This is a genomic window from Paraburkholderia podalyriae (assembly GCF_014397785.1).
Lineage (GTDB): Bacteria > Pseudomonadota > Gammaproteobacteria > Burkholderiales > Burkholderiaceae > Paraburkholderia > Paraburkholderia podalyriae.
On sequence record NZ_VZQQ01000013.1, the window covers coordinates 120,929 to 143,859 of the forward strand.

Below are 22,931 nucleotides of genomic sequence, written 5' to 3' on the forward strand. Positions count from 1 at the left end.
CGACTCCTGGAAATCCTCACCATCTGGAAGTCCTCACCTCAACGGTCGCGCTTCGGTTTCCAGCCCCCCATTTCGTCCCGCGCGCCGCTCCCGTAAATCCTCACCCTAGCACCACCTCCTGGAACTCCTCACCATTGGCGCGTCGCGCGAGCCGGGCGTCGCCCATGCACGCCATTCATATCGACCATTTTTGGCTCGAATTTGACCGCGTTTATCGCCGCTCATATCGTGCAGTCATGTCGTCCGGATGTGATTCGCCCCGCTGCGCAAGCCATCGTCATGCGGGAACTTAATCTTCGTTCTCCCTGAGCCATGAACTCTGACGCCATGAATTCCGATCTGAGCGCTCCGCCCGGATCACGCCGATCCGCCGCCGTGGCGGGCGGCGTACGACGCGCGGTCACGACCGCCGTGCTCGGTCAAATCCTCGAATGGTATGACTTCTTTCTGTACGGAACGGCCGCGGCGCTCGTATTCGGCAAGCTGTTCTTCCCCGTCGGCAGCGATCCGCTCACCGGCACCATCGCTGCGTTCGGCGGCTTCACGGTCGGCTTCATCGCGCGGCCGATCGGCGGTGTGCTGTGCGGACATCTCGGTGACCGCTACGGACGCAAGCTGGTGACGATGCTGACGCTGTTCGCGATGGGCACGGCCACGATGTTGATGGGCGTGCTGCCTACCTATCAGCAGATCGGCCTCGCCGCGCCGGCGCTGCTCGTGTGTCTGCGCATCGTGCAGGGGCTTGCCGCGGGCGGCGAATGGAGCGGCAGCATCCTGCTCATTCACGAGAACGCGCCGCAATCGAAGCGCGGCGCGCTTGCCGCATGGAGCCCGTGCGGGGCGGCGCTCGGCTTCGTGCTGTCGACCGGCGCGTTTCTGGTGGTGCAGAACCTGTCGTCTTCTGATTTCCTGAGTTGGGGCTGGCGCATTCCGTTCCTCTGCAGCGCCGCTCTCGTCGCACTCGGCTTGTGGATGCGCCGCTCGGTGGGCGAAAGTGCCGCGTTCGCTCGAGCGAAGGCAGCGCGTCACGAGAGCCGCATGCCGGTGATCGAAGCATTGCGGCAATGTCCTCGCGAAGTGCTGACGATCTTCGGTCTGCGCTTCGGCGAAGGCGGTGCGTCGTACATCTTCTTCGCGTTCTCGATCGCATATGGCCAGTTCCTCGGCGTGAAGTCGAGCTGGATCCTCGGCGGCCTGACTCTTTCGATGCTGCTGATGATTCCGTTCTCGCTGTTCTTCGGCTACCTGACCGACAGGGTTGGACGCAAGCCCGTGTATCTCGCGGGCGCGATCGCGACGATGCTGGTCGCGGGGCCGTACTTTGCGCTGCTCGGCTCCGGCGAATACTGGAAAGTGATCACGGCCCTCGTGCTGGCGAACAGCGTCACGCTGGGCATCCTCGAAGGCGCGCAGCCCGCGTTCATCAGCGAACTGTTGCCGGTGCATCTGCGCTTCTCGGGGCTCGGCATCGGGCGCGAAATCGCCTCGGTGCTCGGCGGCGGCCTGTCGCCGATGATCGCCACGGCGCTGCTCATGCACTATCGCAGCGCGACGCCGGTCGCTCTGTATCTCGGCGCGCTCGGCCTGATCACCGTGATCGCCACACTGCTCGCCCGGGAGACCTATCCGAAAGCGATGCGCATCAAAGCGTGTCAGGAAGCCGAATGACATCGTTCACATCATTGGATCAGGAGGTAACGCGCATGCACGCCGTTCATACCGCCCGCGCCCGCGCTTGCACCGCCGACGCACGCATCATCGATACGCAGGACGACTACCCCGAATACACGGGCCCGTTGTCGCTCGATGAACTCATCATCGAAGTCGAGCGTCGCCGCGACGAGTTCGATGCGGTTTCACACGTCCCGCGCGACATGATCGCGAAGATGAAGCGCGCGGGCATTTTCCGCGCGAGCACGCCGAAACGCTTCGGCGGCGACGCGCTGCCGCCACCGCAGTTTCTGGCGATGCTCGAGCGCATCGCGATCGTCGATGGTTCGACCGCATGGGTCGCGGCCTTTGGCTCCGCGAACACGTACCTTGCGTCGCTGCCGGTCGAGACCCAGGCTCGTCTCTACGCGTCCGGTCCGGACCAGGTTTTCGCGGGCGGCTTGTATCCGCTACAACCGGCCGAGCGCGCGCCCGGCGGCTACCTCGTGTCGGGTCAATGGCGCTTCGCGAGCGGCTGCAAGGGCGCGGACTGGATCGGCGTCGGTATCGGCGGCGCACCCGGCAAGCTCGGCGACGCGAACGCGGGCAAGCCGTTCACGGCCGTATTTCCCGCAAGCGAAGTCGAGATCGTCGATAACTGGAACGTGGTCGGCATGCAGGGCACCGGTAGCCACGATCTGCGCTTGAAAAACAAGTTCGTCGACGAACAGTGGACCTTCGTGCGCGGCGGTGTGCCGCTGATCGACGAGCCGCTCTACCGGTACCCCGCTGTCGCGTATCAGGCGCAAGTGCATGCGGCGGTCAACCTCGGGCTCGCGCGCGCGGCGCTCGACCTGCTGGCCGGCATGTCGGGCGTGACTAAAACGACGACCGGCGCGCCGCGTCTTGCCGACCGCGCGTACTATCGCTCGGACCTCGCGCAGGCCGAAGCGAATCTGCGCAGCGCGCGCGCGTTCTTCTTCGAGTCGGCGCAAACGTCGTGGCGCACGATCATGGCGGGCGACCCCGTGTCGCCCAGCGAAGCCAATCTGCTACGGCTCTCCGCCACGCATGCCGCGCACACGTGCGCCGAGGTGGTCATGCAGGCGTACAAGCTGGCGGGCATCGGTGCGATCTATCGCGAGAGCCGTATGCAGCGGATGGTGCGCGATTCGATCGTCGTCACGCAGCACGCGTTTCTCGGCGAGGGGACGTACGACGCGTCGGGCGCGCTGTTCGTCGGTATTGCGCCGGTCACACCCTATCCCTGAGCGACGAAGGAGCGACTGCCATGACGCACGACGAAACGCGCACGCACTTCCGCAACGCGATGGCTCGCCTCGGCGCGGCCGTCAACATCATCACGACCGATGGTCCGCGCGGGCGCTGCGGCATCACCGCGAGCGCGGTCTGTTCGGTGACCGATACGCCGCCGACCATGCTGGTGTGCATCAATCGATCGAGCTATGTGCATGACGTGCTGCACGAAAACGCGAACGTGTGCATCAACATCGTCGGCGCGAACTGCCAGGACCTGGCGCGCGTGTTCGCGGGCATCACGGGTTGCTCGATGGACGCGCGTTTCGATCAGTGCGCATGGCAGCCGGGCGCGCTCGGCATTCCTGTTCTTGGCGACGCGCTCGCGAGTCTCGAAGGACGGATCGTCGACAGCAAAACGGTGGGCTCGCACTCGGTGATGTTCGTGCGGATCGAGCGCATCGCCACACACGATGACGGCGACGGCCTCGTCTACTTCGGCAGGCAGTTCCACCGGCTTGCGCGTTCCGGGGATGCTGCTTGCGAGGCAGCGTGACGATGCAGGTCTGCCTCTTTCTCACCGCCACGTGCGGCACGTGCGACATGCGGCAGCCGCTGACGGACACGCCCGCATTGCTGCGGGCCGCCACGCAGGTCGCGGGGCTGCGCAAGCTGATCGTGCATGAGCCGATCGCGGGGGAGGTCGATGCGTGTCTCGCGCCGGCGGCGGATGCGCCGTCCTGCGTGCTGCAATGGTACTTCGACGAACTCGCGCCGCTCGAAACCGCACTCGAGCCCGACGGCACGATCGTGCAAGCGTTGCAGTCGACGATGCGAGCCGAACTTAAAGCGCAAACATTTTCGCAGCAGCTGATGGCCGTGCGTACCTTTGCTCCGCCGCATGCTGCGTCGGTTGAACCGAGCGCGCAACGCTGCACCTATCTGGTCGCGTACGAAGGCGTCGCGCAAGACTTCAACGCATGGCTCACGCACTATCTCGCGCATCATCCGCCGTTGATGCTGCAATTGCCCGCGCTGCGCGAGCTGGAGATCTACACGCGCATCGACAGTCGCAGCGGCTTGCCGTTCGCGCACGCGAGCGCGATGCAACGCAACAAGGTCGTGTTCGACGATGCGACCGCGCTCACCGATGCGCTCGGCTCGCCGGTGCGTGATGCGATGCGCCGCGACTTCCACGCGCTGCCGGCGTACAGCGGGGCGACGCCCCATTTTGCAATGCGCAGCATCTACGGTAACCTCGCGGCATGCTGACCAGCGCGTCGCGCGGCCAGCGACAAGCCTTCGTTTGCGAGAGCTGCGCATGAACAAGCTGAATCTCGGCGTCGCCGATCTGAATCTTCTGCGCGTTTTCCTCGCGATCTGGGACCTGCGCAGTCTGACGGCGGCCGGCGATCGGCTTGGCCTCACGCAACCCGCGGTCAGTCATGCGCTGCGCCGTCTGCGCACTCTGTTCGAAGACCCGCTGTTCGCGCGCACACCCAGCGGCATGGTCCCCACCGATGCGGCGTACCGCCTCTATCCGCCGCTCGCGCAAGCGTTCGCGATCATCAACGAAGCCGTGCAGCAGTTGGCGAAGTTCGAACCGTCGAGCGCTCGGCGCGTGTTTCGCGTGTCGATGTCGGACATGTCGGAGTTCTATTTCTTGCCGCCGCTCGCCGCGCTGCTCGATCGCGAAGCGCGCGGCATCCGCATCGAGGTCACCAACGTGCCGGTCGAGTCTGTCAGCGCGGCGATGCGCGCTGGCGAAATCGATCTCGCGCTCGGCTACGTGCCGGGTCTCGACGCGGGCTGCGTGAGCCAGACGCTGTTCGTCGACGAGCACGTGTGCGTGGTGCGCGCGGGTCATCCGTTGCGCAAGACCAAGCCGAGCCGCGAAGATCTGACCGCGCTGCGCTACGTCTACGCGAGCACGAATGCGACCGGGCATCGGATGGTAGAGCAATGGCTCGACGAGTTGAACCTGAAGCGCGATGTCGTGCTGCGGCTGCCGCATTTCGTCGTCGCTCCCGAGATCGTGACGAATACCGATCTTGCCGTGATCTTTCCGAAGAGCATCGCGAAGCGCTTCAACCGCGGCAAGGCTTTCCGGATTCTGCCGCTGCCGTTTTCGCTGCCGCCGATCGAAATCCAGGTGCATTCGCACACGCAGTTCGCGGCGGACCCCGGCATCGCGTGGCTGCGCGAGACCATCCATGCGATGTTTCATCAGCCGGCAGGCTGAGCTTGCCCCCAGGTGCCCGACCACGCCGGGCATATTAGCTGCACTGATACCCGCCCTGCTTTTCGGCTAATTTGACGCGGCTATCTGTCGCCTCGACACTGCATATCGTGCGAAGCCTGTTTGACAGGCCGCAATCCCCTCAATTCAGAAGCGAGCTGACATGTCCTCCGTTCAATCCCCGATCGCGGCCGCGCGCGCCACGGCAGAGTCGGATCGCGCACTCAGGAAAATCATCATTGCGTCGGTGGCCGGCAACGCGATGGAGTGGTACGACTTTTTCGTGTACGGCACCGCGGCTGCGCTCGTGCTCGGGCAACTGTTCTTTCCCGCGCACGCGGACCCGTTGATCGGCACGATCGGGGCGTTTGCCGCGTTTGCGATCGGCTTCGTCGCGCGTCCGCTGGGCGGCATCGTGTTCGGGCATATCGGCGACCGCTATGGACGCCGCGCGTCGCTCGTCTGGACGCTGCTGATCATGGGCTTTGCGACCTTCGGCATCGGGCTGTTGCCGACCTATGAGCACGTCGGTCTGGCCGCCCCCGCGGCGCTCGCCGGATTGCGCTTGCTGCAAGGCATCGCGTCGGGCGGCGAATGGGGCGGCGGCGTGCTGATGATCAGCGAAAATGCGCCGCCCGAAAAGCGCGGTTATTTCGCGGCGTGGAGTCAACTCGGCGTGGGCGGTGGCTTCGTGCTGTCGGCGGGCGCGTTCCTCGCGGCGCAAGCGTTGCCGCACGATCAGTTCATTGCGTGGGGATGGCGTCTGCCGTTTCTCGCGAGCATTCTGATTTTTGCGCTCGGCGTGTACATTCGCCACAACCTGCCGGAGAGCCGCGACTTCGAGAATGCGGAAAAAGCCGGCAAGACCACGCACATGCCGGTGCTCGAAGCGATCAAGCGTCATCCGAAAGAGATCCTGATGGCGATGGGTCTGCGGGTCGCCGAAAATGGCGGCGCTTATATCTTTCTCGCGTTTTCGCTCGTGTACGGCAAGTTCGTCGGCATTTCGAATTCGGTGATGCTGACAGGCGTGATGCTCGCGATGGTCGTCGAAATGGGCGCGATGCTCGCGTGGGGCAAACTGTCGGATCGCATCGGGCGCAAGCCGGTGTATATGATCGGCGCGGTGTCGCTCGCGGTGATGGCGTTCCCGTTCTTCTGGCTGCTCAACGCGCAGTCCACGCCGCTGATCTGGCTCGCGCTCGTGCTGGGCACGGCCGTCTGCCACGGGGCGATGATCGGCACGCTGCCCGCACTCGTCGGCGAACTGTTCAGCACCGAGGTCCGTTATTCCGGCGTGGCGCTGGGTCACGAAGTCGCGTCGATCTTCGCGGGCGGCCTGTCGCCGCTGATCGCCACCGCGCTGCTCGCGCACTATCAGGCCTACTGGCCCGTGGCCGTGTTCCTGATCGTGCTCAGCCTGATCACTGTCGTGACGCTGAAGTTCACGCACGAAACGCGTCAGCAGTGATGCTTCGCCTGCCTGTCGTGGAAGCCTTCGAACGATTAGGGCGCGCGCGGATGGTTCGCCACGGACCGCGCAGTCTGAGCTAACGGAGTGCGGTAACATGGCGCTCCCACCCAGACGCGGTTCGCATGTCAGCGCATGAAAGTCGACACCACCACCGTTCGTCTCATCGTCGCGATGGTCGAGGAGGGCAGCATCTCGCGGGCGGCCAACCGGCTGGGGCTCGCCGTGGCGGCGGCATCGCGGCGCGTGACGGATCTCGAGGAGCAGCTCGGCACGAAGCTCTTCAGGCGCGTGCCACACGGTGTGGAAGTGACCGAATCCGGCAGCAAGTTGCTCGGCTATCTGCAGCAGGTCGACACACTGGTGGACCGGCTCGCAAGCGAGGCGCAGGCGCTCGTGAGCGGGTTCGATGGACGCATCGTCATCGGCGCGCCGAAAGCCGTGATCATTGAGTTTCTCGCCGCGGACATCGCCGCAATCCAGAATACCTATCCGGGCATCTCGCTGAAGGTCATCGAGGAGAACAGCCGCATCGTTCAGCAGATGCTGCGCGACAAGATGATCGACATCGGCATCTACGAAAGAAAGAGCGGCTTTCTCGACCTGCCGCAAATGCGCTACCGCGAGGACCAACTGGTGCTCGTGTATAGTCGCGCACATTTCGCCGTTGATCCACAGCCCGTTGCGCTCGACGCATTGCTCGAGCTCCCGCTCGTCAGCCTCGGCAAGGGCTCGGCGATCCTTGCCGCCGTGCAACGCGCGTTTCGCAGCCGCGGCCGCCGCTTCGATTGCGACTATCTGGTCAACGGATTCGACACGATGCTCGCCATCGTGCGCCATGGGCTCGGCGTCGGTCTGATGCCGCCCGACGTGCTGCTCAGCTTCCATCCCGAGGACGGCCTCGGCGTCGCCGAACTCGCGGGCGACTGGCATCAGCGTAGCTACGTGTTGTCTTGCGTGGAAGGACATGCGCAGGCGCAGACGCTGCGCCACATCGAGGCCGCGCTCATCGCCGGACGGCGCGTGGCCGGGCGCTGACGCGCGACGGCCACAGTGCCGCCGGTCGACACGCTCGACCGCCAGGCAAACCCCCTTCGTCTTTTGCGAAACCAGGTATGACCGTCGCGTTCTTGCGGTGGCACCCTCGCGTGCGCCACAGTTGACGCACGCTAACAGGTGCCGCAACGGCCGGCCGCGATTTGCGCTTCGCGCTTCGCGCGACAGCGGCCCGGCCGAAAAAACAGGAGACGACATGACGCAAAGCCACGCACAAACACCATCCAGCGACGACGCGGACACGGACAACCGGCCATCGCCGCTGCAGGGCATCCGTGTGCTCGACGTCAGCCAGGTGATGGCCGGCCCGTTCGCCTGCATGATGCTCGCCGATCTCGGCGCGGACGTCATCAAGATCGAACCCCTCGAAGGCGACCAGACGCGCGGCGCCATGGGCTTCAAGATGAAAGGCCCGGACAGCATGGGCTTTCTCAACATGAACCGCAACAAGCGCTCGGTCGCGCTGGACCTGAAGACCGATGAAGGGCGCGAGTTTTTCTACCAGTTGGCCAAGACCGCCGACGTAATCGTCGAGAACTATCGGCCCGGCGTGGTTCAGCGGCTGCGGATCGACTACGAGACGATGCGCGAAATCAACCCGAAGATCGTCTACGCGAGCATCTCGGGCTTCGGACAGAGCGGCCCGTGGTCGCAGCGCCCCGGCTTCGACCTGATGGCGCAGGCCATGTCCGGCGTCATGAGCGTGACGGGCTACAAAGGCGGCAAGCCCGTGAAGGCCGGCGTGCCGGTGGCGGACATCGGCTGCGCGCTGTTCGCCGTGTACGGCGTGCTTTCCGCTTATATCGGCGCGCAGAAGACCGGGCAGGGGCAACACATCGACGCCTCGCTGTTCGATTCGGCGATGGCCTTCTCGATCTGGGACATGTCGGATTACTGGGGAACGGGGGTCGAGCCGACGCCGCTCGGCACCAGCAACAAGATGAGCGCGCCGTATCAGGCCGTGAAGGCGCGCGACGGTTACTTCGTGATGGGCGCAACCAACCATAAGCTGTGGTCGCGTCTTTGCGACCTGCTGGAGCGGCCCGATCTGCTCGCGAATCCCGAGTTCGAGACCGTTTCGCTGCGCCTGAAAAACCGTGAGGCGCTGATCGAATCGCTCGAGACGTCGTTCGGCCAGCGCGACTGCGAGGAATGGATCGAAACGATGCTGGCCGCGGGCATTCCCGCCGGACCGATCCTGTCTTATCCGCAAGCCTTCGGCAGCGAACATGCGCAGTATCGCCGCATGTGCATGGAGATCGACCATCCGGTTGAGGGCAAGGTCAAGAACATCGGGTTTCCGGTGAAGATGCTCGGAACGCCGCAGCGCGTGCGACGCCATCCACCGCGCCTAGGCGAGCACAACGACGAGCTTTATGCAGAGATCAACGGGGCCGCGAAATGAGCGAAGCGGCCAGTGAGAAAGTCAGGCTCGAACGTCTGACGGAGTCGGTCGCGCAGATCGTGATCGACCGCCCCGAGCGGCACAACGCAATGTCGATTCCGATGTACGAGACCTTGCTGGCACTGTTCGACCAGTGCCGCGCGGACGAAACGGTGCGTTGCATCATTCTGCGCGGCGCGGGCGGCAAGTCCTTCATTTCGGGCACCGACATCGATTACTTCCGCGACTTCACGGCAGGCAGCCAAGGTGTCGAGTACGAAGCGCTCGTCGAATGGGTGATCGGCGCAGTCGAGCGCATTCCGGTGCCCACCGTCGCCGCGATCGACGGTTGGGCCGTGGGCGGCGGACTCGCTATCGCGACCGCGTGCGACTTCCGAGTCTGTGCGGACGGTTCGCGCTTCGGCGCGCCGATCGCGAAGACGTTATCGAACACGCTGTCGTCGCGCAATCTCGCGCGGCTCGTCGCGGCATTCGGCGTGCCGCGCGTGAAGAAGATGCTGCTGCTCTCCGATTTCGTCGGCGCCGCCGAAGCGCACGCGTGCGGCTATGTGTACGAGGTGACAGCGAAAGAACAGGTCGGCAGCGCGGCATGCGCGCTTGCCGAACGGCTCGTTGCGCTATCGCCCGTCACGCAGCATGCGGTCAAGGAGAGCTTGCGGCGCATCGTGATCGACCAAAGCCTCGAAGACGAGGATCTGATCGAGGCGGTGTACGGCAGCCAGCGGTTCCGCGACGCCGTCGCGGCATTCGGCTCGGGGGCGCCGAAGGGCTGAGCGTCCTGCGCTGCACGCGTAATGGCAGCGCTTCACCCAAAAAATAAATGACATCTGGAGGACGACACATGAAACGCCTGTCGCTGAAGGCCACCACCACCGTGCTGGTGATGCTGTGCCTGATGTATTTCATCACCTATGTGGATCGCGTCAACATCAGTACGGCAGCCGGGCAGTTCAAGAGCGAGCTCGGCCTGAGCAATACGCAGCTCGGCATCATCTTTTCGGCATTCGCGTATCCGTACGTCATCTTCCAGTTTATCGGCGGATGGGTGAGCGACCGCTTCGGAGCGCGCCGCACGCTGCTCGCGTGTGCGGCAATCTGGGCCGTGGCGACCGCGCTGACCGGCATGGCAGGCGGTTTCGCTTCGCTGATCGCGGCGCGGCTGCTGCTCGGTCTGGGCGAAGGCGCGACGTTTCCAGCCTCGACGAGCGCTATGGCCTCGTGGATCGCTCGTGACAAGCGCGGCATGGCACAGGGCATCACGCACTCGTCCGCGCGGTTGGGCAACGCTATCGCACCGATGCTGGTCGTCGCGCTGATGACCGCCTTCAACTGGCGCTTATCGTTCTATCTGCTCGGTGCAATGAGCGCCGTCTGGCTGGTCCTCTGGTATCTGACCTATACGGAGCGCCCCGTCGATCACCCGCGCATCACGCGCGCGGAACTGGATAAACTGCCGCCTCCTACGACGCGTCCGGTCGATCCGCGTGGCACGTGGATGCGCCTTTATAAACGGATGGCACCGATCTCGGCGGTGTACTTCTGCTACAACTGGATCCTGTGGCTGATGCTCGACTGGATGCCGCTGTACTTCATGCATACGTTCCACCTGAACATCAAGAAGGCCGTGGTGTTCACATCGGGCGTGTTCGTGGCGGGCGTGATCGGCGATCTCGTGGGCGGCATGGTAAGCGACCGCCTGTTGCGCAGGACCGGCAACGTCAAGCGCGCGCGCAGTCATCTCGTGGCCGTGTGCATGGCGCTGACCGCGCTGTCGCTGGTTCCCGTCGTGCTGCTACACGATCCGATGATTTCCCTGATCTTCCTTGGCGCGGCGATGTTCTTCAACGAAATGAACATCGGCCCGATGTGGGCGATCCCGATGGACGTCGCCTACGACCGCTCGGGCACGGCCAGCGGCATCATGAGCGGCACCGGCTTCACTGCCGCGATCGTGAGCCCGGTCATCGCCGGGTTAGTCGCTGATCGCTTGCACAGCTGGGATCTGACGTTCGTGCTGTCGATCGGCGTCATGATCTTCGGCATCATGCTGAGCTTCTTCATGAGGCCGAACGTGCCGTTTTCGAACGACGCGGCGCAGCCGTCCGGCGGCTCGCAACGCAAGGAGGGGGATGCGCTGTCGGGCGCTTGACATATCGGAACAAAATAAACGGCATTGATGTCATCGCAGCTTTTTAACCTATTTTGCTTATTCGATGCGGGGCGCTAATCTCGGCATATCGTCCCCCCAGGAACACATCGGAAGGCAATCATGCAGGCGCAATCCCTGAAGGTTCGGGTCGACGCGTTGCGCGACGAAGCGCACGGCGTCCGCTCGTTCAGCATTTCGCGGCTCGATGGGCTGCCGTTCGAGCGTTACGAACCCGGCGCCCATATCGACGTCACGAGTCCTTCCGGCGTCACGCGGCAATATTCGCTGTGCGGCGACCCGGAACGTCTCGACTCGCAGATATTCGCGGTGAAGAAGGAAGAGCAATCGCGCGGCGGCTCGCGTTCGCTTCATGAAGAGGTGAGCGTCGGCACCGAGTTGTCGGTCGGCGCGCCGCGCAATCTTTTTCGCCTCGAAGAAGGCGCGGGCGAGCACATTCTGATGGGCGCGGGCATCGGCATTACGCCGTTGCTGTCGATGGCTTATCGGCTCGCCGCGCGGCAGGCGCGCTTCACGCTGCACCATTTTGCGCGCAGCGAAGCGCATGCGGCGTTCATGACGCTGCTCACGCGCGAGCCGTTCGCGCGGCACGTGAAGCTGCATTTCGGTGTGCAGCCCGACGAGCTAAAACCCGCGCTCGATGCGTGTCTGCGCGATGCAGGCGCGAACGCGCATGTCTACACGTGCGGTCCGTCGCCGTTCATGGATCTCGTTGTCGCGAGTGCCCGGCAACGCCTGCCCGCGGACGCGATTCATCTCGAACGCTTCAAGGCGGAGACCGCGCCGGCGCCCGCGGCTGACGCGTCGCTCAAAAGCTTCGACGTGCAATTGGCGAGTAGCGGTCAGACGGTGCGGGTCGATGCGAGCACGTCGATCGTCGCTGCGCTCGCGTCGATCGGCATCGAAGTGGACACGTCGTGCGGCGAAGGCGTGTGCGGCACCTGCATGGTCGATGTGATCAGCGGCGAGCCCGAACATCGCGATCACTGCCTGAGCAAGGCCGAGCGCGCGAGCAATAGCGTGATCTGCTGTTGCGTGTCGCGCTCGCGAACCCCCGTGCTCGTGCTCGATCTCTGATTCACTTACGCGCAATCACATCTTCTCGAAGCCGGCGAGGATCTCGGCGATGAGGCCGCGCATCCACGCAATGCCTTCGTCTTCATGGAAGTGCTCGTGCCAGTGCATCGTCACGGCGGCCTTCGGCAGCGGCACCGGCAGTGCGTAGATCCGGAACGCGTCGCCGCGATTGAGGATATGCGCGAGCCGTTCAGGCAGCGTCGCGAACAGATCCGTCGCGGCCAGCACACCGGGCACCGCGACGAAGTGCGGCAACGCGAACGCGATATTGCGGCCGACGCCTTGCGCGCGCAGCGCATCGTCGAGCGCATGGTGGCTATGTTCGAGCGAGCGCACCTGGATGTGCGAAGCGGCGAGAAACCGTTCGAGCTTCAGCGTGTCACCGCTCGGCAGGTCGCGGCGCTTGCGCGTCATGCACACATACGACTCTTCGAACAGCAGGCTATGCCGCGTGCGCGGCAGCAGCGACGGCAGATTGCCGATCGCGAAGTCGAGCCGGCTCGAACGTAGCGCCTCCTCGATCTCCTCTACGGGCAACGGCTCGACAACCAGCTTCACGCGCGGCGCAGACTTTTGCAGCGCCGCGCACAGCGCGGGCAGATACGCCATCTCGCCCGCATCCGATAGCGACAGACGAAACGTGCGCGTGCTCGTCGTCGGATCGAAACGTTCCGCGTAACGCAGCGCCTGACGCACGGTGTCGAGTGCGTGGCCGACGATCTCCGCGAGTTCGAGCGCGACGGGCGTCGGCTGCATGCCCGCACGCGTGCGGATGAACAGTGGGTCGTCGAACATCGAGCGCAGACGGCCGAGCGAGTAGCTGACCGCGGGCTGCGACAGCGCGAGGCGTTCGCCCGCCCTCGTCAGGCTGCGCTCCTCGACGATCGCCTGAAACACCCTCAGCAGATTGAGATCGACGTGGTCGATAGAAGTCATGGCCGGCTCTTGTGATATCAGCCGGATTTATCCGGCGACCTGTTTTTAATCGATTTGACGCATGATCGTCGCAAAGCGAGACTGATGTCAACGAGAGGATGCGCCAATGTGTGGCACGTGGCTTCACGCGTCGACGTGCATCTTCATTTCAACCACGCAACCGTCCCCCGCACACGATGAGTACGCCGACCTATCAAACCATCGACACCCGCGCTTTAGCCAGGCGCGCCGAGGCCGATCGCATCGCCCCTTCGCTCTACTACGATCCCGAGCTGTTCGAAGTCGAACTCGAGCGCATTTTCTACAAGACGTGGATCTGGGTCGCGCATGACAGCGAGTTGCCGAAGCCCGGCGATTTCATCACGACGACGATCGGCCGGCAGCCGGTCATCGTCGTGCGCGACAAGAGCGGCGCGGTCAACGTGCTGCAAAACCGCTGCCGTCATCGCGGCGCGACCGTGTGCGAGGAGCACAAGGGCAATGTGAAGGGCTTCACGTGTCCGTATCACAGCTGGTCGTATGCGCTTGACGGCACGTTGCGCGCGCTGCCGTACGGCGACGGTTACGAAGGCGTATGCGAGAAGGGCGATCTGCCGCTGAAGAAGCTGCGCGTGGGCGTTTATCAAGGCCTGATCTTCGCGAGCTTCAACGAAACGATCGAACCGCTCGAAGACTTCCTCGGCGGCGCGAAGCCGTGGATCGATCTGTTCATGAAGCAGGGCGCGGGCTATCCGATCAAAGCGAACGGCGAGCACAAGTTCAAGTTCAAGGGCAACTGGAAGATCCAGCTCGAGAACACGACGGACCTATACCACTTCCCGGTCGTGCACAAGTCGTGGATGAAGTCGATCGACGACGAGACCGCCGCCGCGATCACGAGCTTCATGACGAGCGATCAGGCGTTCTGCCGCTCGCTAGGCAACGGTCACAGTCTCGCGGTGCTGATGCCCGAGATCGTCGATCTGGACCGCGACGACGGCGCGCCGCTGCCCGAGCGCTTCAGCGAACTCGCCGCGCAACTTGCGCAAAAACACACGCCGGAAGCAGTGCGCCGCATCGTGCGCTCGCTGATGGGCGTCGGCTTCAACCTGAACCTGTTCCCGAACCTTGCTCTTTCTATGGCGTTCTTCCGCGTGCTGCGGCCGATTTCCGCCGAGGAAACGGAGATTCGCCACGTCGCGCTCGCGATGGACGGCGGTCCCGATGAAGCGAATCGGGTGCGCCTGCGCATCCACGAGCACTTCCAGGGCCCGTTCGGCTTCGGCAGTCCCGACGACGCCGAAGCATGGGAGCGCGTGCAGCGCGGCTCGCATGCCGGACCAGACGTGCCGATCCTCGTCAATCGCGGCCTGAATCGAGAAACGACCGCCGCGAACGGCGAGAAAACCGCCCACGCAACCGATGAAACCGGCATGCGCGAAGCGTACAGGCAATGGCGCTCAATGATGGAGCAGGCATGATGGACGACAGGAACGCACTTCTTTCCCACCAGACCTTTGCACGCGCGATCGAATTCATCTGGCGCGAAGCCGAATTGCTCGATCGACGCGATTACCGCGAGTGGCTCGACCTGTGGGACCCGTCCGGCCACTACGTCGTGCCGATCGATCCGAATACGACGGACTACGCGGCGACGCTGAACTACGCTTACGACGATCAGGATCTGCGCCAGAAGCGCGTTCAGCGCATGACGTCCGGCTATTCGGCGTCCGCGTCGGATGCCGCGCGCACGGTGCGCACGGTGTCGCGCTTCACGCTCGCGAGCGACAGCGCGGATGGGGTCGAGGTGAAGTCGTCGCAGATCATCATCGCGTACAAGCGCGGCGCGTCGACGATCTTCGCGGCCAATCTCACGCACAAGATCAGCATGGCGAGCGGCGAGCCGCGTCTCGTCGAGAAAGTGATTCGCCTCATCGATTCGACCGATGCACTGAGCGCGATCGGCTTCCTGCTGTGACGGAACCAGGGAACGTTCCCATGAACGACGACCGAAACCTGCCTTTGCGTGTGCTGTTCTGCTGCGGCGTCTCGCAGAACTTCTTCGACTTGCCGCGGGAACAGATCGGCGAAGTGTGGCAAGCGTACGGCAAGATGCTGAACGCGATCGAAGCGATGGAAAACGTGCGGGTGCTGGGCGTAATGGACGACGATCGGCTCGTCGTCGGCAATGCCGATGGCGCGCCGTGGACGTTTTACATCATGGCCGATGTCGCCGACTTCGATACCGCGGTGGCCGTGTGCAATCTGTATCGAACGACGCCGGTCGGCGACTACAACCTGTGGCGCTACGGCAAGATCGAAGCGCGTGTGGGCCGTACGCTGACGGTGCCGCCGGTGCTCGCCAATCATGCGTGACGCGATGACCGATCCGGCTATCGACGCGCTGCTCGCGCGCGTCAAAGCGCTCGAAGCACAGAACGCGGTGCGCAATGCGATCGCGCGCTACATGGCGTTATGCGATGTGCCGGCGCGCGCGCTCGAAGGCGAAGCGCTCGCCGCGCTATTCGCCGACGACGCGATCTGGGAAGGCATCGGCCCGCAGTACGCGAACAAGTTCGGGCGTCTCGAAGGGCCCGCGCGGATCGTCGCGATGCTGCAGCGTTATCTGCCGCCTACGCCGCACTTCGCGACCAACGTGCACTTTCTGACTGCGGAGCACATCGAGGTGAACGGCGACATGGCGAAGGGTCGCTGGATCATGTTGCAGGCTTCGGGTTATGTCGATGCGAAAGCCGAACTGATCGCGGCGCGCCTCGAAGTCGACTTCGTGCCCGCCGCTCACGACGCGGGCGCGACTTGGCTGATCCGCCGTTTCCGTACCGAGCGTCTTTTCGATGCACCGTGGCAAGTCAACCCGGTTGAGGGAGTTTCGGCATGAGCGCATTTCTGCGGACATTCAATCTGAGCGCGACGGACGGCGCCGATGCGCCGACGATCGCGATCAAGGACAGCATCGACATAGCCGGCTATGCGACGACGGCGGCAAGTCGCGCGCTCGCCGACGCACCGCTTGCATCGGAGCATGCCGAAGTCGTGCAGCGTTTGCTCGACGCCGGCTGGCGCATCACTGGCAAAGCCAACATGCACGAACTCGCGTTCGGCATGACCGGCATCAATGACTTCTCCGGCACGCCGCTCAATCCGCAGGACACGGCACGCATTCCGGGCGGATCGTCCAGCGGGTCCGCCTCGGCGGTCGGACAGAAGCTCGTGGACGCCGCGCTCGGCACCGACACAGGCGGCTCGGTTCGTGGCCCCGCCGCTTGTTGCGGCGTGATCGGCCTGAAGCCGACATTCGGCCGCGTGTCGCGGCACGGCGTGGCGCCGCGTGTGACGACGCTCGACTGCGTCGGTCCATTCACGCGCGAGATGGGCATGCTGATTCGCGTGATGACGGCGATCGATCCTTCGTTTCGCGCGGACGCTGCGCGTCGCGACGTTTCACGGCTCCGCATTGGCGTGGTGTCAGTCGATGCCGACGAAGACATCGCCAAAGCGATCGACAACGCCGTTGGAAAGGCCGGACTCGCCACACTAACGATCGAACTCGCGTCGCTGAAGGACGCATTCACGGCCGGCCTCGCAGTGATCAACGCGGAGACATCGCGCGCATTCGGCCATCTGGTGGCAAGCGGCAAGCTCGGCGCCGATATCGAGGCGCGCCTGCGCGCAGCCGCGGCCACGAGCGCCGCCGATCTCGACGCGGCCGAACGTGTGCGGCGCGCGTTCACCGACGAAGTGGACCGCGCGCTCGATCGCGTCGACGTGCTCGTGCTACCGACGATGCCTTCATTGCCGATCACGCTCGAAGCGGCGCGCGCCGGCACGTCGGTGATCGGCATGTCGTCGCTGATCCGGCCGTTCAACCTGAGCGGGCATCCGGCATTGAGCCTGCCCGTTCCGATCGAACATTCGACGCTGAAGGCGGGTCTGCAGATCATCGGTCGCAAGCACGACGACGAAATGGTATGCGCGCTCGCCGCTCACATCGAGGCGCGCCTCGCGCAATCCGCCTGAACGCAATCAAGGAGTCAGCAACGTGTCGAACAGAATCGCGCTCGTGACGGGCGCCGCGCGCGGACTTGGCGCAGTTCTCGCGCGTCGTTTTCACGAGGCAGGCTACAAGGTCGCCCTGGCCGATATCGCGATCGAGCCCGCGCAAGCGCTCGCGCATGAACTGAGCGGCGACGGTTCCAGCGCCTGCGCGATCCACCTCGACGTTACGCGCAAGGCGGACTTCGAAGCGGCGCGCGATGCGCTGCTCGAACGTTGGGGCACGGTGGATGCGCTCGTCAACAACGCGGGCGCTTCGAAGGTCGTGCCCGTGATGGACATCACCGCCGAGCAATTCGATCAGGTCGTCAACGTGAATCTGCGCAGCGTGCTGTTCGGCAGTCAGGTATTCGGCGGGCACTTCGCGCAGCGCGGCACGGGCCGCATCGTCAACATCGCGTCGCTGGCGGGGCAGAACGGCGGCTCGGCAACGGGCGCGCACTATGCCGCCGCGAAGGGCGGTGTGCTGGCGCTGACCAAGGTCTTCGCGCGCGATCTCGCCGCGAGCGGTGTGACGGTCAACGCGATCTCGCCGGGCCCGCTCGATTTGCCGATCGTTCACGAGAGCGTGAGGGCGGACGAACTGGCGAAGGTGATCGAAACGATACCGGTGGGCAAGCTCGGAGCGGCGTCGTATGTCGCCGATGTCGCGGTGGTGCTTGCTTCCGGCGACGCCTATTTCGCCAATGGCGCGTGCTGGGACGTCAACGGCGGCCTGTACATGCGCTGATGCGTCTACATGGGTCGCGGCGGCCGTGTCATTCCGGCCGCTCGTGCGGCGCTCGGCTTAGCCTCGACCGACCCGTGCAGCACTTCCTTCTCGCGCGAGGTGAGCGAGTTGATCCGCTCGCGCAGCTGCAGCGAACATGGCTCCCGTAAATCCTCACCATTGCCCGTACCTCCTGGAACTCCTCACCATTCGCACTACTTCAGCAACGCCACCTGCACGACCTTGACGATCACGAGCGCGATCGCGAGCAGCAGATAGCCGCGCAGCACGCTCATCCACAGGCGTTTGGCGAGCGTCAGACGCGGCGGCGGCAGTTCGTCGAGCGGCGGCATGCGCCATGTGTTGCGGGCCTCTTTCGCATAGACGGGCGCCGGTTCGGCCGCGGACTCGCGTTGCAGCTTGCGAATCCCGATGGTCGCGACATACCCGACGACCGCGAGAAACGTGCCGCCCGCAAGTACTTCGATTATCGTTTCCGCCGCGATGTCCGGATAGATCACCGACGCGGTCAGGATGATCGACAGCATCACGAGTACCCAGATCACCGCGCCGGTAAACAGGTTGAGCTTCTTCGAATTGGCCCACGGACCCAGCACCGCGCGGTCGTTGCACAGCAGCAGCAGGAACACGGTCGCGCTCGGTAACAGCACGCCCGCGAGCGTCTGCACCGCTTCGGTCAGCAGCCCGAGCGGGCTGCCCGGAATCAGTACCAACGCGGCGGCCGCTGCGACGATCGCGAAGTACACGACGTAGAAGCCCTTCGCATCCGACACGCTACGATGCAGCGAATGGCGGATCTTGAACACGTCGCCGATCGCATAGGCGGTCGATAGCGATACGGCCGCCGCGCCGATCACGCACGCGTCGAACAGCGCGATCGCAAACAGCACCGCCGAGGTGCGTCCCGCGTATTTCTCGAGACCGGCGATCACGCCGCCCGCGTCCGTGAAGTTGCCGAATCCGGGACGGCCGTCGAACAGCGCCGCGCTGAACGAGATCATCGCGACCGCGCCGATCAGCACGAACACGATGCCGATCCATAGGTCGGCTTTTTCGTAGTTCATAAAGCGCGGCGTGATGCGCTTGTCGACCACATAGCTCTGCTGAAAGAACAACTGCCACGGTGCAACCGTCGTGCCGACGATGCCGATCACGAGCAGCATCACGTCGGACAGCTTCGAATGCGCGGGCCAGTTTGGAATGAAGAAGTCACGCGCGATCTGGCCGACCGGCGGATGAATCGACACGAGCACCGGCACGAGCAGCAGGCTCAACACACACAGCGCGACCGCGAAGCGCTCGAAGCGGCGGAAGTCGCCGGTGCTGACGGCGGCCATCGTCAGCGCCGCGGCGATGCACACGCCCGCGATCTTCGAGACGCCGAAAAAGTCGAGCACAAACGTGATGCCGATGAATTCCGTCACGATGGTCAGCGCGTTCAGCAGGAACAGATCGATGACGCTGAACGCGCCCCAGAACTTGCCGAAGCGCTCGAAAATAAGCCGCGCGTGGCCCACGCCCGTCACTGCGCCGAGCCGCAGCACCATCTCCTGGTTGACGAACAGCACCGGCACCAGCAAAAGCATGGTCCACAGCAACGTCGTGCCGTAGTTCTGGCCTGCCTGCGTGTAGGTGCCGAACGCGCCCGCGTCGTTGTCCCCGACCATCACGATCAGACCGGGGCCGAGAATCGCGAGCAGCGTGCGCAGGCGCGCCCACCAGCTCGTGCGCGGCGCGGTGTCATGGTGAGCGATGGTGCCGAGTGCGCCTTTGATATCACCGACGTGTGCCGAATCGAGCACGGCGCTGCGCGCGGAGGAAATGTTCGTCGGAGTAGACATGTCGTTCTCTCCTGGTTGTATTTGTCGAAGGACGGATCGCGAAACGCTACGCCACGCGCGACATCAGGCGACGCCAGAAGGCGACGAACGAATGCGGTTCGCGAGTGTGCAGCACGAGCAGGCCGTCGTAATGGGCGCGCGATTCCTGCACGCGCGGGAACTGCGAAAGAAGGAGGCCGAATTGCATGAGGTAGCTCCGTGCGTCGGTTTCGACACGCTGATGGAAAGCCAGCAGACACGGAGGCCGCGTATGTCCGTGCGCGGCGGTAGAGGTCTACTCGCTTTCCTCGGTTGATAGAAGAGGGAAGCGGCATATGGGATAACTGTCACTGTCAGGCATGGCGGCTCCTTGTCGGTGTATGTAGCGGGTACCGCATTCGCGCGCATCGCGTTGAACTGACTGCGTTGACTGCTGACAACGCGCGCGCAAACGCGACCGCGGGCGCGAGGCTCGCGATGCGACGTCGTACCGGCGGACGGACGCGCGTGAACGCGACGTTCCTGTCATACGGATACGACGTTACTTAGGTGCACGGGAAGAGACTGCGGCGCGCACCGTCTGCCTGCTGGCAAGACGGCGGCTGATGAAGAGAGCGCGGACGTCCTGCCGGTCAGGCAGCGAATCTGTTCGAAAGTCGGCTACTGCAGGTGTCCAAGGCGTGAGCCCCACTGGTGATGATTTTTGAATTCTAGGGGTCGCCTTCCGCCGAGGTCAACCTGTTTCTTAAGCAGAGCAGAAATGATGTGCTACGCGCAACACTGCGCACGTCTGAATGACGTGCGGGTCAAGGCCGATATAGAGGAAGCTCGAACAGGCGGCATCGATCCATCCGACCGTTGCCGCCACGGCGCGCTCACTGGCTGGCGCGCCGACGCACGGTCAGCCGGTTATGCACGCTTGTGACGCCGCGAACCGAACGCGCGGCGTTGCCGGCTCGCGCGATTTGCGATTGCTGCGGCACCGTGCCGGACAGCGTCACGATGCCGTGGCGCGCCTCGACACGAATGTTCGCTGAATTGAGGTTCGTTGTGCGCGTGAATGCGCGGCGGACGTCGCGAACAATCGCGCTGTCGGTCCGGTTGTTGTTCCGGTTCGAAGCCGCGGGGGCCGCCGCGCTTTGCATCGACGCGTCGTTCGGCATGCCGCCCGTCTGTGCGTTCGCATAGGTCGCGCAACTCGCGATGGCCGCCGCGACAATTGCGCCGAGGATTCTGCTCGCGCCGTTTGTTTTCATTCTTCCTCCTTTGCCGGTTTGTCAGGAACTGCCGTTCGAGCCGCGTAAAGCCAGCGGGGAAGAGGCGGCGCAACGCACTGCCGCCTCGCGACGAGTAATCGACCGTCGGCTCCGATTATATTCTGCGGCGTACGCGTCGATGCCGATAGGTGAGAGGATTCGGGAGCCGCCGAGGTGAGAATATGTGCACCTGTACGCGCACTTCAAAATTGAGGGTGAGGAAATTCGGGAGTCGTCAGACGGTGCGGCAAGTCGCGGATGGTTTCCTTGGAAACTGATGTCGCATCCTCAAGGTTTTGTTCCTTTTTCGTCAGGTTCGCCACGTCGCGACGGGTGCGTCGCGCGAAAGGTGAGGTTTTTCGGGGGCCGCGCGCGGGCGGTTCTTTTGCAACTAACCGGCCACGCCCAAGCATGGAACAAGCCGCGGGCAAGAGCCTCGCGGGAACGCGCGCATCTTTGCCTGTTAGCCATAGGTGAGGATATTCGGGAGCCGTCGATGCCGAACCGGTCGGCTGCACGCTTTGTTGGCGTGCAAGACGCACTTCATGTAGCCGCGAATCATTGCATCCGTCGCGTTGACTGTTCGCCAACTGTGTAACGTAAGTCATTGAATGTCCAGGCGATCTGCCGCATAAGCGGCCGGCATCAGCGAAGCGAACCTGCCGCGTTCGATCAAAGGTGAGTGTTTTCGGGAGCGGTGCGCGAGAGCAGCAACGCGCGCACCGAAACATGCCCTTGACCCTCGTTTTCTCCGCAAAGGTGAGGCTTTTCGGGAGCAATGGCGACCGCACTTGACGCCGATTCGCCACGGCTCCGTGCCTGAGGTGAGGCTTTTCGGGAGCGCAAAAACCCGGCGGCAATAGCCCGTTCAGGCCGATTTCGCGATCTCGCGAATGTCCGCGACCGGTGTCTGCCCGAACGCATCGCTGAACGCGTAGTCGATCAACTGCGCCGCGCATTGCTCGGGCGTCGACAGTTGGCCATTGCGCTTCAGGTCGTCAAAGCGCGCGCGCATCGGGAATTGCTCTTCGCCGCTGCCGCGAATCTGCGCCTGCATGTCTGTATCGACCACGCCCGGTGCGAGGCTGCAGATGCGCAGCGCGCGATTCGCGTCGAGCGCGACGGCGCGCGCGTGATGATCGAGCGCGGCCTTCGTCGCGCAGTAGATGCTCCAGCCCGCATACGCATTGCGCGCCGCGCCGCTCGATATGTGCACGATGCGCCGGTCGGTGGCGTCGACGGCCGCGGCGGCAAGGGCGCTCGCGAGCATCAGCGGCGTCGCGACGTTCAGGCTCACCGCGTCCGCGACGTTCGTCGCGTCCTGTCCTTCGATGGGCCCAACCGGCTGCACCATGCCCGCGTTGTTGATCAGCAGCACCGTCTGCGCGCCGCGTACGAAGTGGCTCAGTGCGTCGGTAGCGATCCATTGCGCGACGCGCGCGGGGTCGGCCAACGGTAGCTCGATCTCTTCGAGCTGCGCGGCAAAGCGCGCCTTCAGCGCGGCATGTCGCGAGCGCGACAGACCCAGCACCGTGACGTTGCGCGCGAGCAGTTGTTCGGCGAGCGCCGCGCCCAGGCCGCGCGTATGGCCGGTGACGATCGCGCGAATCGGAGAAGAGGGAGGCATGTCGTACCTTGTGATCGTGGGCTTGCAGAGTCGACGATTTTCTCACGCCGCATTCAGGCCGGACGAAAACGCTCGCGATACTGCGTTGCAATCTATCCGCGATGGCATCGCCACGCTGTTCGGAATCGACGACAGCAAAAACCGTGACGGTGCTGGCGGTGCGTCCTCAGCTAGAGGATGATTATCA

At 64.1% G+C, this 22,931-nt stretch carries 24 protein-coding genes; 18 read left to right on the forward strand and 6 right to left on the reverse strand.

Features of this window, described 5'->3' with window-relative positions; genetic code table 11:
* Positions 1-327: 327 nt before the first annotated feature.
* The 11 genes from F6X42_RS17540 to F6X42_RS17590 all read left to right on the forward strand — a co-directional run bounded on the left by F6X42_RS17540 (position 328) and on the right by F6X42_RS17590 (position 12,322).
* On the forward strand, positions 328-1,668 hold the full coding sequence (locus F6X42_RS17540; protein ID WP_187635431.1) for an MFS transporter: 1,341 nt from the start codon (positions 328-330) through the stop codon (positions 1,666-1,668).
* A 35-nt stretch (positions 1,669-1,703) separates the two neighbouring features.
* Entirely contained in the window at positions 1,704-2,921 is a 1,218-nt protein-coding gene (locus tag F6X42_RS17545; protein ID WP_187635432.1) for an acyl-CoA dehydrogenase family protein, read from the forward strand.
* Between the two features lie 20 nt (positions 2,922-2,941).
* Entirely contained in the window at positions 2,942-3,463 is a 522-nt protein-coding gene (hpaC, locus tag F6X42_RS17550; protein ID WP_187635433.1) for a 4-hydroxyphenylacetate 3-monooxygenase, reductase component, read from the forward strand.
* Positions 3,464-3,465: 2 nt separating this feature from the next.
* Positions 3,466-4,179, forward strand: a complete 714-nt coding sequence (locus tag F6X42_RS17555) for an EthD domain-containing protein (RefSeq protein WP_187635504.1) — start codon at positions 3,466-3,468, stop codon at positions 4,177-4,179.
* A 49-nt stretch (positions 4,180-4,228) separates the two neighbouring features.
* On the forward strand, positions 4,229-5,149 hold the full coding sequence (locus F6X42_RS17560) for a LysR family transcriptional regulator (RefSeq protein WP_187635434.1): 921 nt from the start codon (positions 4,229-4,231) through the stop codon (positions 5,147-5,149).
* Positions 5,150-5,309: 160 nt separating this feature from the next.
* The gene (locus F6X42_RS17565; RefSeq protein WP_187635435.1) at positions 5,310-6,617 is read left to right on the forward strand and encodes an MFS transporter; all 1,308 of its coding nucleotides are present in this window, start codon (positions 5,310-5,312) and stop codon (positions 6,615-6,617) included.
* Positions 6,618-6,752: 135 nt separating this feature from the next.
* Positions 6,753-7,655, forward strand: coding sequence for a LysR family transcriptional regulator (locus F6X42_RS17570; RefSeq protein WP_187635436.1), 903 nt, complete (start codon positions 6,753-6,755; stop codon positions 7,653-7,655).
* 214 nt (positions 7,656-7,869) lie between these two features.
* Positions 7,870-9,078, forward strand: a complete 1,209-nt coding sequence (locus F6X42_RS17575) for a CaiB/BaiF CoA transferase family protein (RefSeq protein ID WP_281393987.1) — start codon at positions 7,870-7,872, stop codon at positions 9,076-9,078.
* The gene (locus F6X42_RS17580; RefSeq protein WP_187635437.1) at positions 9,075-9,851 is read left to right on the forward strand and encodes an enoyl-CoA hydratase; all 777 of its coding nucleotides are present in this window, start codon (positions 9,075-9,077) and stop codon (positions 9,849-9,851) included. The genes F6X42_RS17575 and F6X42_RS17580 overlap by 4 nt, the downstream gene beginning before the upstream one ends.
* A gap of 68 nt (positions 9,852-9,919) precedes the next feature.
* Positions 9,920-11,227 carry an MFS transporter gene (locus tag F6X42_RS17585; protein ID WP_187635438.1) on the forward strand — a complete coding sequence of 436 codons (1,308 nt, stop codon included), beginning with the start codon at positions 9,920-9,922 and terminating at the stop codon, positions 11,225-11,227.
* A gap of 120 nt (positions 11,228-11,347) precedes the next feature.
* Positions 11,348-12,322, forward strand: a complete 975-nt coding sequence (locus F6X42_RS17590; protein ID WP_187635439.1) for a PDR/VanB family oxidoreductase — start codon at positions 11,348-11,350, stop codon at positions 12,320-12,322.
* A gap of 15 nt (positions 12,323-12,337) precedes the next feature.
* Here the strand turns inward: F6X42_RS17590 and F6X42_RS17595 are convergent, their stop codons facing one another.
* Positions 12,338-13,258, reverse strand: coding sequence for a LysR family transcriptional regulator (locus tag F6X42_RS17595; RefSeq protein ID WP_187635440.1), 921 nt, complete (start codon positions 13,256-13,258; stop codon positions 12,338-12,340).
* Positions 13,259-13,434: 176 nt separating this feature from the next.
* On the opposite strand from F6X42_RS17595, the gene F6X42_RS17600 reads away from it, so the two are divergent.
* The 6 genes from F6X42_RS17600 to F6X42_RS17625 are packed head-to-tail and all read left to right on the forward strand — an operon-like array spanning position 13,435 to position 18,041.
* Positions 13,435-14,718, forward strand: a complete 1,284-nt coding sequence (locus F6X42_RS17600; RefSeq protein WP_187635441.1) for an aromatic ring-hydroxylating oxygenase subunit alpha — start codon at positions 13,435-13,437, stop codon at positions 14,716-14,718.
* Complete coding sequence (locus tag F6X42_RS17605) at positions 14,715-15,215, forward strand: aromatic-ring-hydroxylating dioxygenase subunit beta (protein ID WP_187635442.1); 501 nt, start codon at positions 14,715-14,717, stop codon at positions 15,213-15,215. Before F6X42_RS17600 ends, F6X42_RS17605 begins: the two co-directional genes overlap by 4 nt.
* Before the next feature lie 20 nt (positions 15,216-15,235).
* Positions 15,236-15,613 (forward strand): hypothetical protein, encoded by a 378-nt coding sequence (locus tag F6X42_RS17610; protein ID WP_187635443.1) that lies wholly within the window; start codon positions 15,236-15,238, stop codon positions 15,611-15,613.
* Positions 15,606-16,136: a nuclear transport factor 2 family protein gene (locus F6X42_RS17615; protein WP_376776376.1), complete on the forward strand. Its 531-nt coding sequence runs from the start codon at positions 15,606-15,608 to the stop codon at positions 16,134-16,136. The genes F6X42_RS17610 and F6X42_RS17615 overlap by 8 nt, the downstream gene beginning before the upstream one ends.
* Positions 16,133-17,275, forward strand: coding sequence for an amidase (locus F6X42_RS17620; RefSeq protein WP_187635444.1), 1,143 nt, complete (start codon positions 16,133-16,135; stop codon positions 17,273-17,275). The genes F6X42_RS17615 and F6X42_RS17620 overlap by 4 nt, the downstream gene beginning before the upstream one ends.
* Positions 17,276-17,297: 22 nt before the next feature.
* Positions 17,298-18,041 (forward strand): SDR family NAD(P)-dependent oxidoreductase, encoded by a 744-nt coding sequence (locus F6X42_RS17625; RefSeq protein ID WP_187635445.1) that lies wholly within the window; start codon positions 17,298-17,300, stop codon positions 18,039-18,041.
* Positions 18,042-18,235: 194 nt separating this feature from the next.
* Here F6X42_RS17625 and F6X42_RS17630 read toward each other — a convergent pair whose 3' ends face one another.
* The 5 genes from F6X42_RS17630 to F6X42_RS17650 all read right to left on the reverse strand — a co-directional run bounded on the left by F6X42_RS17630 (position 18,236) and on the right by F6X42_RS17650 (position 22,744).
* Positions 18,236-19,882, reverse strand: coding sequence for an NRAMP family divalent metal transporter (locus tag F6X42_RS17630; protein WP_187635446.1), 1,647 nt, complete (start codon positions 19,880-19,882; stop codon positions 18,236-18,238).
* Positions 19,883-19,928: 46 nt separating this feature from the next.
* The gene (locus tag F6X42_RS17635; protein WP_187635447.1) at positions 19,929-20,069 is read right to left on the reverse strand and encodes a hypothetical protein; all 141 of its coding nucleotides are present in this window, start codon (positions 20,067-20,069) and stop codon (positions 19,929-19,931) included.
* Between the two features lie 667 nt (positions 20,070-20,736).
* Positions 20,737-21,117: a BON domain-containing protein gene (locus F6X42_RS17640; RefSeq protein WP_187635448.1), complete on the reverse strand. Its 381-nt coding sequence runs from the start codon at positions 21,115-21,117 to the stop codon at positions 20,737-20,739.
* Between the two features lie 203 nt (positions 21,118-21,320).
* Positions 21,321-21,725, reverse strand: a complete 405-nt coding sequence (locus F6X42_RS17645) for a hypothetical protein (protein WP_187635449.1) — start codon at positions 21,723-21,725, stop codon at positions 21,321-21,323.
* Positions 21,726-21,985: 260 nt separating this feature from the next.
* Positions 21,986-22,744: an SDR family oxidoreductase gene (locus tag F6X42_RS17650; protein ID WP_187635450.1), complete on the reverse strand. Its 759-nt coding sequence runs from the start codon at positions 22,742-22,744 to the stop codon at positions 21,986-21,988.
* On the opposite strand from F6X42_RS17650, the gene F6X42_RS17655 reads away from it, so the two are divergent.
* Positions 22,743-22,925, forward strand: coding sequence for a hypothetical protein (locus tag F6X42_RS17655; protein WP_187635451.1), 183 nt, complete (start codon positions 22,743-22,745; stop codon positions 22,923-22,925). The genes F6X42_RS17650 and F6X42_RS17655 overlap by 2 nt on opposite strands.
* The last annotated feature ends 6 nt before the right edge of the window (positions 22,926-22,931 follow it).